The organism is Taklimakanibacter deserti (genome assembly GCA_003574785.1).
Genome location: QORU01000003.1, coordinates 170977 through 185314 on the forward strand (window position 1 = coordinate 170977; position 14338 = coordinate 185314).

At 61.2% G+C, this 14338-nt stretch carries 10 protein-coding genes; all 10 read left to right on the forward strand.

What is annotated here, in order from left to right; all coding sequences use genetic code 11:
• Positions 1-12 precede the first annotated feature (12 nt).
• The 10 genes from DS839_RS06915 (at position 13) to DS839_RS06960 (ending at position 14338) form a co-directional block, all read left to right on the forward strand.
• Positions 13-2751: a nitrate/nitrite transporter gene (locus DS839_RS06915; protein WP_119269569.1), complete on the forward strand. Its 2739-nt coding sequence runs from the start codon at positions 13-15 to the stop codon at positions 2749-2751.
• Positions 2752-2765: 14 nt separating this feature from the next.
• Entirely contained in the window at positions 2766-6506 is a 3741-nt protein-coding gene (locus DS839_RS06920) for a nitrate reductase subunit alpha (protein WP_119269570.1), read from the forward strand.
• Positions 6503-8029: a nitrate reductase subunit beta gene (gene narH, locus DS839_RS06925; RefSeq protein WP_119269571.1), complete on the forward strand. Its 1527-nt coding sequence runs from the start codon at positions 6503-6505 to the stop codon at positions 8027-8029. Before DS839_RS06920 ends, narH begins: the two co-directional genes overlap by 4 nt.
• Positions 8026-8733, forward strand: coding sequence for a nitrate reductase molybdenum cofactor assembly chaperone (gene narJ, locus DS839_RS06930; RefSeq protein ID WP_368911292.1), 708 nt, complete (start codon positions 8026-8028; stop codon positions 8731-8733). Before narH ends, narJ begins: the two co-directional genes overlap by 4 nt.
• A 13-nt stretch (positions 8734-8746) precedes the next feature.
• Entirely contained in the window at positions 8747-9526 is a 780-nt protein-coding gene (gene narI, locus DS839_RS06935) for a respiratory nitrate reductase subunit gamma (protein ID WP_119269572.1), read from the forward strand.
• A 114-nt stretch (positions 9527-9640) separates the two neighbouring features.
• Entirely contained in the window at positions 9641-10432 is a 792-nt protein-coding gene (locus tag DS839_RS06940; protein ID WP_438816506.1) for a peptidylprolyl isomerase, read from the forward strand.
• A gap of 10 nt (positions 10433-10442) precedes the next feature.
• Positions 10443-10751, forward strand: coding sequence for a hypothetical protein (locus DS839_RS06945; RefSeq protein ID WP_119269574.1), 309 nt, complete (start codon positions 10443-10445; stop codon positions 10749-10751).
• The gene (locus DS839_RS06950; RefSeq protein ID WP_119269575.1) at positions 10738-11307 is read left to right on the forward strand and encodes a DUF2478 domain-containing protein; all 570 of its coding nucleotides are present in this window, start codon (positions 10738-10740) and stop codon (positions 11305-11307) included. Before DS839_RS06945 ends, DS839_RS06950 begins: the two co-directional genes overlap by 14 nt.
• A gap of 1167 nt (positions 11308-12474) precedes the next feature.
• A complete protein-coding gene (locus DS839_RS06955) occupies positions 12475-12942 on the forward strand; it encodes a cyclic nucleotide-binding domain-containing protein (protein ID WP_119269576.1) in 468 nt (155 codons plus the stop codon).
• 178 nt (positions 12943-13120) lie between these two features.
• The gene (locus DS839_RS06960; protein ID WP_162918351.1) at positions 13121-14338 is read left to right on the forward strand and encodes an HlyD family secretion protein; all 1218 of its coding nucleotides are present in this window, start codon (positions 13121-13123) and stop codon (positions 14336-14338) included.

Genomic DNA, 14338 nt, shown 5'->3' on the forward strand with positions numbered 1-14338 from the left:
GGCTGTCGACCAATGCAAACGATCGCTCACCCCAAGTCTGGACAGATCTTAACTGCGAGCACGGCAGCGTTCACGGTTTGCTTCGCAGTCTGGACCATCTTCTCCATCATCGGCATCAGCATCCGCCAGGAGCTCGGTCTCAACGAAACGCAGTTCGGCCTGCTCGTTGGAACGCCGATACTTACCGGCTCCCTGATAAGGGTCGCGTTGGGGATCTGGACGGACCGCTATGGCGGGCGTGCCGTCTTCACGGCGAACATGCTGGCTGCGGCAGTGGCGACGTTCCTTCTGTCCTATGCCCATACCTATCCGCAAATGCTGGCAGCCGCGCTTGGCGTCGGTATTGCCGGCGGTTCCTTCGCCGTCGGCGTCGCCTATGTGTCACGCTGGTATCCGGCCGACAAACAGGGCACGGCGCTCGGCATATTCGGCGCGGGCAATGTCGGTGCAGCCGTCACCAAGTTCCTAGCTCCATTCGTGCTCGTCGCTTTCGGATGGCAAACCGTGGCGCAGGTCTGGGCGGTGGGCCTCGTCCTCATGGCCGCCATTTTCTGGTTCACGACGGCCGATGACCCGGTCATCATGGAACGCAGGCGATCCGGCAGTAAGCCGAAAAGCGCCTGGCTCGAACTTGAGCCTCTCAAGAACGTGCAGATCTGGCGCTTCGCGCTCTATTATTTCTTCGTCTTCGGCGCCTTTGTCGCAGTGGCACTGTGGCTGCCGCAATATCTCATCAACGTCTATGGCCTCGACATCAAGACGGCCGGCATGATCGCTGCCTTCTTTTCGGTGCCGGCCAGCATCTTCCGCGCCTATGGGGGGCATCTCTCCGACAGCTTTGGAGCACGGCGAGTTCTCTACTGGACCTTCCTCGTCTCGGTCGCGGCGACGTTCATCCTGTCCTATCCGCCGACCGACTATGTCGTCCACAGCATCAAGGGCCCGACGTCCTTCCATCTCGAGATGGGCCTCGTCGGCTTCATCATCACGATCTTCGTGCTTGGCTTCTTCATGGCGCTCGGCAAGGCCGCCGTCTACAAACATATCCCGGCCTATTATCCCAACCATGTCGGCTCCGTTGGCGGCCTTGTCGGCATGATCGGCGGCCTGGGTGGCTTCCTGCTGCCGATCCTGTTCGGCGTCCTGCTCGATCTGACCGGCCTGTGGACGAGCTGCTTCATGGCGCTGTTTGTCCTTGTCTCCGGCGCCCTTGTGTGGATGCACCTCGCCATCCGTCAGATGGAGCGTGGAATCGCCGGTGAAGCCCTGACCAAGCTCCCGCCCTTCCCGGAAATGCAGGGCATGCCCAGACCTGTGTCAGCAGCCCGGTCGGGCAGCGCACTGATCGACTGGCGGCCAGAGGATCAGACTTTCTGGGCGGAGAAGGGACGTCGGATCGCCCGGCGCAACCTCTGGCTCTCGATCCCGGCGCTGCTGCTCTCCTTCGCCGTCTGGCAGGTATGGTCCGTCGTCGTCGCCCAGCTTCCGCTCGTTGGTTTCACCTTCACGACCGATGAGCTCTTCTGGCTCGCGGCGCTTCCAGGCCTTTCAGGCGCGACGCTACGGATTTTCTATTCATTCATGGTGCCGATCTTCGGCGGCAGGCTTTGGACGACCCTCACAACGTGGTCGCTCATCATTCCGGCCGTCGGCATCGGCTATGCGGTGCAGAACCCGGACACGCCCTACATTGTCCTGTTGATATTGGCTCTGCTTTGCGGCTTTGGCGGCGGCAACTTTGCTTCCTCCATGGCCAATATCTCCTTCTTCTTCCCGAAGGCGGAAAAGGGCAATGCCCTGGCACTCAACGCGGGGCTCGGCAATCTCGGCGTCAGCGTCGTCCAGTTCGTCGTGCCGCTCGCGATCACCGCCGGCATCTTCGGCTGGCTCGGCGGCGATCCGGCCATGGTCAAGGGGTCGGCGGGTGATGCTCCCCTTTGGCTGCAGAATGCCGGCTTCGTCTTCGTGCCGTTCATTGCCATCTCCGCTTTCGCGGCGTGGTTCGGCATGAACGATATCGCCTCGGCCAGGGCTTCGTTCGCCGAGCAGGCCGTCATCTTCCAGCGCAAGCACAACTGGATCATGTGCTGGCTCTATACCGGCACCTTCGGCTCTTTCATCGGCTATTCGGCGGGCTTTCCACTCCTTTCGAAGATGCTCTTCCCTGAGGTGAATGTCCTTCAATTCGCCTTCCTCGGCCCGCTCGTCGGTGCCTTGTCACGCTCGGGTACCGGGTGGCTGGCGGACAAATATGGCGGGGCGCGCGTCACCTTCTGGGTCTTCGCCCTGATGATGGCGGGCGTCGCGGGAGTCCTATGGTTCATCGGCATCAAGGATCAGCCCGGCGCCTTCTTTGGTTTCTTCGCGGCGTTCCTCGTGCTGTTTTTCGCCACCGGCGTCGGTAACGCCTCCACCTTCCAGATGATCCCGGTGATCATGGCGAAGGAAATCGGCCGCCTGATGCCCACGGCCGATACAGAGACGCGCCGCCGGCAGGCGGAAAAGGAAGCCGCCGCCATCACCGGCTTCACCTCGGCGATCGCCGCTTTCGGCGCCTTCTTCATCCCGAAGAGCTACGGCACCTCGATCGCCCTCACGGGCGGGCCGGAGGCCGCGCTCTGGGGCTTCCTTCTCTTCTACGTAAGCTGCCTGGCGATCACCTGGGCCGTCTACGCCCGCAAGGGCGCGCTTCTCCACGACATCGAGCGCGCCAAGCACGGCGGGTCCGTTCATCCGGCCGCGGCCGAATAATCAGGGACACAGCAATGTCGCATTTTCTCGATCGGCTTACCTTCTTCCGCAAGACCGTAGACGAGTTCTCCGATGGGCACGGCATCGTCACCAACGAGGACCGTTCCTGGGAGGACGCGTATCGCAAGCGCTGGCAGCACGATAAGATCGTGCGCTCCACGCATGGCGTGAACTGCACCGGCTCCTGCTCATGGAAAATCTACGTCAAGGGCGGCATCGTCACCTGGGAGACGCAGCAGACCGACTATCCGCGCACACGCCCCGATCTTCCCAACCACGAGCCCCGCGGCTGCGCGCGCGGCGCCTCCTATAGCTGGTATCTCTATTCCGGCGCGCGGGTGAAATACCCGATGATCCGGGGGCGGCTGCTGAAACTGTGGCGCGCCGCGCGGACCACGATGCCGCCTGTCGCGGCCTGGTTCTCGATCGTCAACGACGAGAACAAGCGCAAGTCCTACACCGCGATCCGGGGACATGGCGGCTTCGTGCGTGCCACCTGGGACGAGGCGAACGAACTTATCGCGGCGGCCAACGCTTATACGGTGAAAGCCCATGGTCCCGACCGCGTCATCGGTTTCTCGCCAATCCCGGCCATGTCGATGGTCTCTTATGCGGCGGGCTCGCGCTACCTGTCGCTGATGGGCGGCGTTTGCATGTCGTTCTATGATTGGTATTGCGATCTGCCGCCGGCCAGTCCTCAGACCTGGGGCGAGCAGACCGACGTCCCCGAAAGCGCCGACTGGTACAATGCCGGCTTCATCATCGTCTGGGGCTCCAATGTGCCGCAGACGCGGACGCCCGACGCGCATTTTTTTACCGAGGTTCGCTACAAAGGCACGAAGAGCGCTGTCGTCAGCCCGGACTATGCCGAGGCGACCAAGTTTGCAGACATCTGGCTCAACCCAAAGCAGGGCACGGACGCAGCGCTGGCGCTCGCCATGGGTCACGTCATCCTGCGGGAGTACCATCTCGATCGGAACATTCCCTATTTCGAAGACTACACACGCAAATACACGGACATGCCGTTCCTCGTGCGACTGACGGAAAGGAACGGCAAGTTTGTCCCGGATCGGTTGCTGCGAGCCTCGGAACTGCCGGGTGGCCTGGAAGAGAGGAACAACCCGGACTGGAAAACCGTCGCGATCGACGAAACCACGGACGCGCTGGTGGCGCCGGTCGGATCGGTCGGTTACCGCTGGGGTGAAAAGGCGAAGTGGAACCTTGAGGAAAAGGATGGCAAAGGCTCCGGCACGCGCCTCAAACTGACGCTTGCAGGCGCTGGCGCTGAAATCGCCGCAGTGGATTTTCCCTATTTCGGCGGCCGAGCAACCGAGCACTTTGTCGTGACCAACCATGGCGAAGGCGAGATCCTGACGCGCAACGTTCCCGTCCGGGCCATTACCTGCGCCGATGGCACGAGCGTCAAGGTTGCCACCGTCTATGATCTGATGATGGCCAATTACGGCCTGGATCGCGGCTTCGACGGCAAGGATGTCGCGACGTCTTATGACGATGACACCCCGTTCACCCCGGCATGGGCAGAGCGCATCACCGGCGTCAAACGCGAGGCGATCATAACGGTGGCGCGCGAGTTTGCCACCAACGCCGAGAAGACCAACGGCCGCTCGATGATCATCATCGGCGCAGGCATGAACCATTGGTATCACATGGACATGAACTATCGGGGGGTCATCAATCTTCTGGTGTTCTGCGGCGCCATAGGCCAGTCCGGCGGTGGTTGGTCGCATTATGTGGGACAGGAAAAGCTGCGGCCGCAGACCGGCTGGACACCGCTCGCTTTCGCGCTCGACTGGAATCGCCCGCCCCGGCAAATGAACTCGACGTCGTTTTTCTATGCCCATACCGACCAATGGCGCTACGAGACTCTCACGGCGGCCGAGATTCTTTCGCCGACCGCGCCGGAAGGCGAATGGGGTCAAAGCTTCATCGACTACAATGTTCGTTCCGAACGCATGGGCTGGTTGCCCTCCGCTCCCCAGTTGAAGCAGAATCCGCTCGAAATCGCAGCCAGGGCAAAGGCTGCCGGCCTCGAAACGAAGGAGTATGTCGCCAAGGCGCTGAAGAGCGGGGAGCTTGAGCTTTCTTGCCACGATCCGGACGATCCTGCGAACTGGCCGCGCAACATGTTCGTCTGGCGCTCGAACATTCTGGGCTCCTCCGGCAAGGGCCACGAATATTTCCTCAAGCACCTGCTCGGCACGACACACGGCGTCATGGGCAAGGATCTTGGCGCCGAGGGTCGGGTCCGCAATCAGGAAGTCGTCTGGCACGACAAGGCGCCGGAAGGAAAGCTCGACCTGCTTGTGACGCTCGATTTTCGCATGTCGACGACCTGCATCTACTCGGACATCGTGCTGCCGACTGCGACCTGGTACGAGAAAAACGATCTCAATACCTCCGATATGCATCCATTTATTCATCCGCTTTCGGCTGCGGTGGATCCGATCTGGGAAGCGCGCTCGGACTGGGAAATCTACAGGAACCTGGCCAAGGCATTCTCCGACGTCGCCCCGGAAGTCTTAGGCGTCGAGGACGATGTCGTCCTGACGCCCATTCAGCACGACACAGCAGGAGAGCTGGCGCAGCCGCTCGACGTGAAGGATTGGAAGCGTGACGAGATCGCGCCCATTCCCGGCGTGACCATGCCGGCGGTCTCCGTGGTGAAACGCGATTACCCGAACCTCTATGCGCGCTTCACCGCCCTCGGGCCGCTCATGAAATCCGTCGGTAACGGCGGCAAAGGCATCGCCTGGAACACCGCACACGAGGTCGATGCTCTTGCGGCCTTGAATGGCGTGCACGCGGCTGGCGCCGCCAAGGGCCTTCCGAAGATCGAGAGCGACATCGACGCGACCGAGGTCATTCTCATGCTGGCGCCCGAAACCAATGGTGAGGTGGCGGTGAAGGCTTGGGAGGCGCTGTCCAAGACCACCGGCCGTGAGCATGCTCACCTCGCGACCCCGAAGGAAGATGAGAAGATCCGCTTCCGCGACGTGCAGGCCCAGCCACGCAAGATCATCTCCTCGCCAACCTGGTCCGGTATCGAAAGCGAGAAAGTCTGCTACAACGCCGGCTACACCAACGTCCATGAGCTGATCCCCTGGCGCACACTCACCGGCCGCCAGCAGCTCTATCAGGATCATCTCTGGATGCGGGCCTTCGGCGAGGGCTTCGTCACCTGGAAACCGCCCGTCGATCTCAAGACGATCGCGGCCGTCAAGGACATGCGGCCGAACGGGCACAAGGAAATTGTCCTCAATTTCATCACGCCGCACCAGAAATGGGGCATCCATTCCACCTATTCGGACAACCTCCTGATGCTGACGCTCAATCGGGGCGGCCCGGTGGTGTGGATATCGGAGAATGACGCAGGCGAGGCGGGGATCGTCGACAATGACTGGGTCGAGGTCTTCAACGCGAACGGCGCGCTGACCGCGCGCGCCGTCGTCTCCCAGCGCGTCAAGGACGGCATGATGCTCATGTACCATGCCCAGGAGAAGATCGTGAACACGCCGGGATCGGAGATGACCGGTAATCGGGGCGGCATCCACAACTCGGTGACGCGCACGGTTCTCAAGCCGACGCACATGATCGGCGGGTACGCCCAGCAGTCCTACGGCTTCAACTACTATGGAACCGTGGGTGCCAACCGCGATGAATTCATAGTTGTCCGCAAGATGGTCAATGTCGATTGGCTGGAGGGGCCGCTTGCGCCGAAGGAGGCCGCAGAATGAAAATCCGTGCTCAAATCGCGATGGTGCTGAATCTCGATAAATGCATCGGATGCCACACCTGCTCCGTTACCTGCAAGAACGTCTGGACCAATCGCGAGGGCGTCGAATATGCCTGGTTCAACAATGTCGAAACCAAGCCCGGCGTCGGATATCCCAGGGAGTGGGAAAATCAGAAGAAGTGGAACGGTGGCTGGCGGCGCAAGGCCAATGGCAAGATCGAACCGCGGATGGGGGCGAAATGGCGCATCCTCGCCAATATCTTCGCCAATCCCGATCTGCCTGAAATCGACGACTATTACGAGCCGTTTACCTTCGACTACCAGCACCTTCATACGGCCAAGAAATCGAAGGCTTTCCCGACCGCCCGTCCGCGCTCGGCGATAACCGGCGAGCGCATGGAAAAAATCGAGTGGGGCCCGAACTGGGAGGAGATTCTCGGCGGCGAATTCGAGAAGCGCTCCAAGGACGTGAATTTCGACGGTGTGCAGAAGGACATTTACGGACAGTTCGAAAACACCTTCATGATGTATCTGCCGCGGCTGTGCGAGCATTGCCTCAACCCGGCCTGTGCCGCCGTCTGTCCTTCGGGCGCGATCTACAAGCGGGAGGAGGACGGCATCGTCCTCATCGACCAGGACAAGTGTCGTGGCTGGCGCATGTGCGTTTCCGGCTGTCCCTACAAGAAAATCTACTACAACTGGTCGTCGGGCAAATCCGAGAAATGCATCTTCTGCTACCCCCGCATCGAGGCTGGGCAGCCCACGGTCTGCTCCGAAACTTGCGTCGGGCGCATCCGCTATCTCGGCGTCATTCTGTATGACGCCGATCGCATCGAGGCAGCGGCGAGCACGCCGGACGAGAAGGATCTGTATCAGGCCCAGCTCGACGTCTTCCTCGACCCGAACGATCCGGCCGTCATCGCCCGGGCGCGCGCCGATGGCATTCCCGACAGCTGGCTCGAGGCCGCCAAGCTCTCGCCGGTCTGGAAGATGGCGATGGAATGGAAGATCGCTTTCCCCTTGCATCCGGAATACCGGACGCTGCCGATGGTCTGGTACGTGCCGCCGCTCTCCCCGATCCAGTCGGCAGCGGCCGCGGGCAAGATGGGTGTCGATGGCGACATGCCGGACGTGCGCAGCCTGCGCATCCCGCTCCAGTATCTCGCCAATCTTCTGACAGCCGGGAAGGAAGAGCCGGTGGCGCTGGCGCTCGAACGCATGCTCGCGATGCGCAGCTACATGCGGGCCAAGACGATCGACGGCCGCCTCGATGAGGCGATTGCCGTGCGGGTTGGCCTGACGGGTGCGGCCATCGACGAGATGTACAAGGTGATGGCGATCGCGAATTATGAAGATCGCTTCGTCATCCCGACCGCACACCGCGAATGGAGCGAGGATGCGCAGGACATGCGCGGCTCCTGCGGCTTCTCCTTCGGAAACGGCTGCTCGGGCGGCTCCACGGAGACGAATCTCTTCGGAACCAAGCCGACCAAGCGGCCGGCGAACCCGATGGAGATCGCATGATGACCGAACAGCTCTCGAACAGAACCTTCAAGGCATTGTCGGTGCTCCTTACCTATCCGACCAGGGAGCTCGCGACGGCTGTCCCGGAAATCGAGGCGGCGATTGCGAGCGAGGGGCTGGTATCGCAAGCAGCAGCGAAACAGTTGAGGCCTCTGCTTGCCGATCTGAGCACAGTGGACCTGTATGATCTGCAGGAACGCTATGTCGAGTTGTTCGACAAGACGCGGCGGCACTCGCTGCATCTTTTCGAGCACATTCACGGCGAGAGCCGCGTTCGCGGTCAGGCGATGGTCGACCTGGTCGAACACTATCAGAAGAGCGGGTTACTTTTGTCCACCAGGGAGCTGCCGGATTTTATTCCGCTATTCCTGGAATACCTTTCCGCCAGCCCGATTGAAGAGGCGCGAGGTCTTCTCAGGGAGACCGCGCATATCTTCGCGCTGCTCGAGGAGCAGCTGGCCAAGCGGAACGAAGCCTATGCCGCCGTCTTCACGGCCATACTTTCGATTGCCGGCGAGGTCGCCCGGGTCGATGCCACGATCGAAGCCGGCGACGAGCCGGCTGACCTGGCCGCCATCGATGCCGCCTGGGAGGAAACCGCCGTCACCTTCGGCCCAGGAAATGCGACCGACGGATGCTCAATCGACCGGTTGAGAATCCAGATGCGCGCCGCCAATCGCGACGTGCGGCACAACGCGACCTAGCGGAGGAGGAGCAATGTCCAACGCGATCAACTACGTGCTCTTTGGCTGGTATCCCTATCTCTGCCTGACGGTTTTTCTCCTCGGCAGCCTCATCCGCTTCGACCGTGAGCAGTACACGTGGAAGACGGGCTCGTCGCAGCTGCTGCGCCGGCGCCAGCTCCGCTGGGGCTCCAATCTCTTCCATGTGGGCATCCTCGCGATCTTCGCCGGTCATTTCGTAGGCCTGCTGACGCCGATCTGGATATTTGACGCGCTCGGCATTTCGCACAGCTTCAAGCAAGGGCTGGCGATCGTTGTCGGCGGCATCGCCGGTATTGCCTGCTTTATTGGCATAGCCCTTCTTGCCCACCGCAGGCTGTTTGACGCCCGGATCCGAAGCACGTCCAGTTTTGGCGACATCGCCATTTTGTTGTTGCTTTGGCTGCAACTTGCTCTTGGCCTTTCCACCATCTTTGTCTCGCTCGGTCACATGGACGGCCACGAGATGGTTAAATTCATGACCTGGGCACAGGGCATTCTCACCTTGCAGCCCTCAGCGGCGAGCTACGTTTCCGACGTACATCCGATCTTCAAGGCACACCTCCTTCTGGGGATGACCATCTTCCTGGTCTTCCCCTTCACAAGGCTTGTGCATGTCTGGAGTGCGCCGATTTGGTACCTCGGCCGTCCCGGCTATCAGGTCGTGCGCACGCGCTTTGCGGAGCGCCGATCGCCCGCGCCCGTACCGGCGGTCCGGTCCGAGGCGCCGGTGCAATCTGCCGCTGGCGCCCCCGCCCGTCAGCCTGCGGAGTAAATCATGACCGCGATCATCATCAACCACGCCGCCGGCCGCAAACCATCCTCTGAGCATCCGCACGAGCATCGACCCGCGACACCTGACACGAAGCCTTCGCGTGAACGCGTGGCGATGCCGCCGGTGACCGTCAATGGCGTGGCGATATCGCGCAAGGCGATCGCCGCCGAGGTACAGAATTTTCCGGCCCGCAATCCTGGCGAAGGCTGGCGGGCAGCGACCCGTGCGCTGGTCATTCGGGAGCTGCTCCGACAGGAAGCGCTCCGTCTTGACATTTGTGTGGAACAGAAAACCGACGCGGATGGGCGCCGCGAGACGGCAGAAGACGCCCAGTTGCGTGGCCTCATCGAACGCGAAGTCCGCATTCCCGAGGCGGATGAAGAGACGCTCCGCCGCTATTATGGGAACAATCTCCATCGCTTCGTGACGCCGTTGCTTTATGAAGCCGATCACATTCTGATCGGCGCACGTCGCGATGATGAGGATGCTTTCGCAGCGGCGCGCGAACGGGCGTCAGCGCTCGGAGCTATCCTGGCAACGGCGCCGGAGTGTTTCGCGGCATTGGCACGGGATTGGTCGGATTGCCCATCCGCGTCCCTTGGCGGCAGCCTGGGCCAGATCGGGCCGGGCGACACGACAGCGGAGTTCGAAGCCGCGCTCGTCGATCTCGCCCCCGGCGAAATCTCAGCTCCGGTGGAGACGCGCTATGGCGTCCATCTCATTCGCCTGACCCGGCGGATTGATGGCCGCCAGCTGCCTTTCGAGGTCGTGCGGGAGCGCATCGCTTCCTATCTGCTCGAGCATGTCCAGCGGCAAGCGACGGCGCAGTATCTGTCTCTGCTTGTCGGCCGGGCGGATATCAGCGGAGTTGCGATCGACGGCTCCGCGTCGCCGCTGGTGCAGTGAGTGCCGCGCGATGCTCGGAAACCTCATTGCTTCGCTTGATGATCCGGAGGTCGCCATGGGCCTTCTCGCCGCTGTCGACGAGCCTGCTTTGCTCACGCGCCTGGCCGCTGCTGCCGAGGAGTCCGGTCGCTTGCCGGCCGATATCGTTGGCTCGGCCGTGCGCAATTTTATGGAAACCGCCTCTGACGATCTCTGGACCCAGCTCATCGGCATCATGAATCGTGCGGAAGATCCGGGCCTGACGGCCATGCGCGCCATTCTCGAGAAGGCTTTACCACAGAGTCCAGGCACGCAGGAAGTCCACCATGCAGTTCGCTGATCGAACCTATCCCATCACTGCAATCGCTTACTCCGACAGCGTGCAGTTCGAGGCCTTTCTGCAGGAAGTTACCGCGCTCATGGCCGATCGCGGCATGCGATTGGCGGGCCTCATTCAGCGTAGTCAGCGGAAACCTGGCCGCCTGAAATGCGACATTCATCTGCAGGATCTCGCGACTGGCGAACTTCGGGGGATATCGGACGATCGCGGTCCGCAGGCTCGTGGTTGTGTCCTAAATACCGATCAACTGCTCCGCGCCTGTGAAGCGGCCGCCGCTGGGCTGTCTGACCAAACCGATTTGTTAGTCCTCTGCAAATTCGGCAAGACCGAGGTCGAAGGCGGTGGTTTCAGGGGGCTGATGGCCAAGGCGATCGAGCTATCCGTTTCTGTCCTGATCGGTGTTCCATTGATCAATCTCTCGGCGTTTCGCGATTTCTCGGCAGGATTTGCGCGTGAGATCGAACTGCCCGGGCTCTACTCTGATCGGCTCGCCGCGGTGCAATATCTGACGTCAGACCTCTGGCCGATGCGTGCGGAAATGGCGGGGGCCGCATGAATCGGGTGCCGGTCGCCGGCATGCTGGCATTCATTTGGTCGTTCCATTGGCCGCTCGGATCTTGAGCCCTCTCGCATGAGCGCCGCAATCCAATTGTGGATTGGGTCGACAGTCTAGAGATATCAATGAGCTTTAGAGCGACCGTGTGCGCAGTGTGTCAAGCCAGAGAGAAATTGGAGCTCCTCTCGCTCGGTCATCTTTCTTTGAGAACTGATGAAAATCCTGATGGCTAAATGCTCATCCTGCCACTAGTCGGGCTTTTTGGCTCTTAAGCCGGAAGGGAAGATGCGCAGCCTTTTTCGCCTGAATGGCTCTTGTTTTCTCGATTTTCCCAGGATTGCATGTGGCGTCATAGGCTGACCTAAGTTCGCGCTATTCGAAGAGAATTGTGTGCTCCTTGTTTAGGATCCGACAATTCCGGCGCGTACTGAGAGGCGCGAACACGCAGAAATTCAAGTATTCGCTAGCCAAGACTAAGCGCGGTGTCCTCGACCGAACGCGTGCTCCTCTCATTTCCCAGTCCGTATCGTCGGCTGCGGCAGTGTGTCCAATTCCCCTCGTAGCGGCGGCCGGTCGGGAACTGACCGAATGGCATTCAACCAAAGCGCTACAAGGCCCTGATGCTGATCGTATTCCTCTGCCGACAACGCCAGAATCGAGCATGAGAAGACGGTCCTCAAGACCAGGACCGCAGCGGCAAAAAAGTCTGGCGGCCGTCTTCGAGGCTATAGGACGGCTCTGCGGGATTAGGGCGGGCGACCGCCTCAAACTGGAAACGTCTGCCCGCGTCTCAGTGTTTCTTAGTGGCTTCCATCGTTGAAGTCCGTCACCATCGGTGGCAGTATTCTGTGCGCCGGAAAACCCGCCAGAGGCAAAAAATATAGGAGGCAATTGTGATGCCCTGCTTCAGCTACGGCAAGGATGGCATGAGGCCGCGGGGGGGTAAATTTGGTGGGACATTAGAGGCAAGATTGCTAATAATTGTGTGGGAGATTTCGGTGTCCCACTTCTCGTTAACCCATTGATTTACTTAGATCCCGCTGCTCCCCTAGGGGGCGCCAATCAAATCAAAGACTTAGCCATAGCGCCTCGACGCCTTAGTGGTCCGGTGCCCAACTCTTGCACAACAAACCCTGCTGAGACGCCTTGGAGACCTGAGAAAGGACCATGGACATGGCGTTAATTCCGGACCTTGCCACCTTCAGTAAGAGTCTCACGTCCCTCGCGGCATCGACTTTCAATCCCGGACAAACCGTATTGGCGGCCGGGTCGACGACCGGGCAACTGTTCATTCTTCGGAAAGGTCTGGTCGAGATCGTCAGAGACGGCGTGCAGATCGCCACGGTCTCCGAGCCCGGCGCGGTATTTGGCGAGCTCGCCCTCCTGTTGGACAAGCCTCACACCGCCGACGTGCGCACCCTAGAGCGGTCCGAATTCCACGTTGCCAAGGCGTCCTCGCTGCTGACCGGGGACGTGGCGGCCTTGCTTTACGTTTCTGCGATACTTGCGCGGCGTCTCGACGCCGCCAATGAAGTCATTGTTGAAATCAAACGGGATCTGGAATCCGACAAACGCCCGGGGGTAATCAACAAGGCGATAGAAAAGCTGGAGAAGCTCTTGAGCCCTGCAGGCTGAAATGCCGAAACATCAAAGCCCTGAGAGCACCGCTTCTGCGGCTTCCAGCGTCGGCGCCGGCCGAACCGGGACTCATTGAAATTCAAATACATGTTCAAATACATGTAATGCAAAGAACGCCTTCTTAGGGTGCTGGTAATATAAAGAACGCCTTCTTAGGGTGCTGGGGAAGAAACACGTGAAACGGCTCATGGAGTCGCCGCGGCTGGTTGTCGGCCTCGGACTTGCCGCGCTGCTGGCTTACATCATCTGGATCGGTGGCCCGTATCTGCGCTCGATCATCGTCCGCGACGCCGCCGTCACCACCTGGATCAATATCGTCCGCGCGCCGATCGACGGCTATCTGGACGCCAATCCGCTTCGCCCCGGTGACCGGGTGGGGAGTGACGGGCGAATCGTCGGCTTGGACAACCCGCTGGCGGACAGCACGCGGCTGGCCGAGGCGCTCGCCCAGCGCGACGCCGCCATCGCCCGCCTGGAAGGCCACAAGGACCTGGTCACGCGGCTCGAGCGTGTGGTCGAGGATCGCCGACGGCTGGCGTCCGACTATGCCGCCACATTCCGGCGGCAACTCGAGGCCAAGATCGACGGATCGCGCAAGATCATTGCCTTTCTATCCAACCGGCTGGAGCTCGAACGCGCCCAGGCCGAGCGGATGGCGAAGCTCGCAAAAACCGGAGCGACCTCGCAATCGGCCTTTGAAACCGCGATGGGCCTTGTCATCGAGCATCAGCGGCTTCTGACCGAGACCGAGACCCTATTCGCGCAGGAGGCGGTTCAACTCGATGCGGCAGCGCGAGGTGTTTTCCTCCTCGATGACGGCACGGACGGGGCCACCGCGCAGCGCAGTCTCGAAACGGCGCTTCTCGAACTCGAGCGTGCCAAGGCGGACCTTGCCGTCGCCGAGGCCGAGGCGGCCGCGGCGCAGGCCGTGGCCGACGCAACCAAGGATATCTACAGCAAGCAGCGCACCGCGGTCGTTTCGGCGCCGCCCGACTCCAGAGTATGGAGCCTGATCGAGGCGCCTGGCGGCGATGTCCGCGCCGGCACGCCGGTGGCGAGCTGGATCGACTGCGGCATTCTGCTCGTCGATGTCCCGGTGTCGGATATAGAAGTGGCGCTGCTCAATGTTGGAGCCGAGGCGGATGTCGTGCTCGAAGGCGAGAGCACGACGCATCATGGCACCGTCCTGCTGTTGCGGGGGTCGGCGGCAACACTGGGTGCCGATGATCTGGCCGCCATTGCCAAGGGCCGGCATCCGGGCATCGGCCAGGCGATTGTCAGGCTTCCGCCGGATCCGGCGGAGATCGGAGCTTGCGCGATCGGTCACGCCGCCCATGTCGACTTCCCTGATATCGGCCTGATCCAGGTCGTTCTGGCCCGTCTGCGGCTGTGA

Bases quoted from the DNA above. Each gene is read 5' to 3' on its own strand.
- DS839_RS06915 (WP_119269569.1), top strand. From the start codon at position 13: ATGCAAACGATCGCTCACCCCAAGTCTGGACAGATCTTAACTGCGAGC.
- DS839_RS06920 (WP_119269570.1), top strand. From the start codon at position 2,766: ATGTCGCATTTTCTCGATCGGCTTACCTTCTTCCGCAAGACCGTAGAC.
- narH (WP_119269571.1), top strand. From the start codon at position 6,503: ATGAAAATCCGTGCTCAAATCGCGATGGTGCTGAATCTCGATAAATGC.
- narJ (WP_368911292.1), top strand. From the start codon at position 8,026: ATGATGACCGAACAGCTCTCGAACAGAACCTTCAAGGCATTGTCGGTG.
- narI (WP_119269572.1), top strand. From the start codon at position 8,747: ATGTCCAACGCGATCAACTACGTGCTCTTTGGCTGGTATCCCTATCTC.
- DS839_RS06940 (WP_438816506.1), top strand. From the start codon at position 9,641: ATGCCGCCGGTGACCGTCAATGGCGTGGCGATATCGCGCAAGGCGATC.
- DS839_RS06945 (WP_119269574.1), top strand. From the start codon at position 10,443: ATGCTCGGAAACCTCATTGCTTCGCTTGATGATCCGGAGGTCGCCATG.
- DS839_RS06950 (WP_119269575.1), top strand. From the start codon at position 10,738: ATGCAGTTCGCTGATCGAACCTATCCCATCACTGCAATCGCTTACTCC.
- DS839_RS06955 (WP_119269576.1), top strand. From the start codon at position 12,475: ATGGACATGGCGTTAATTCCGGACCTTGCCACCTTCAGTAAGAGTCTC.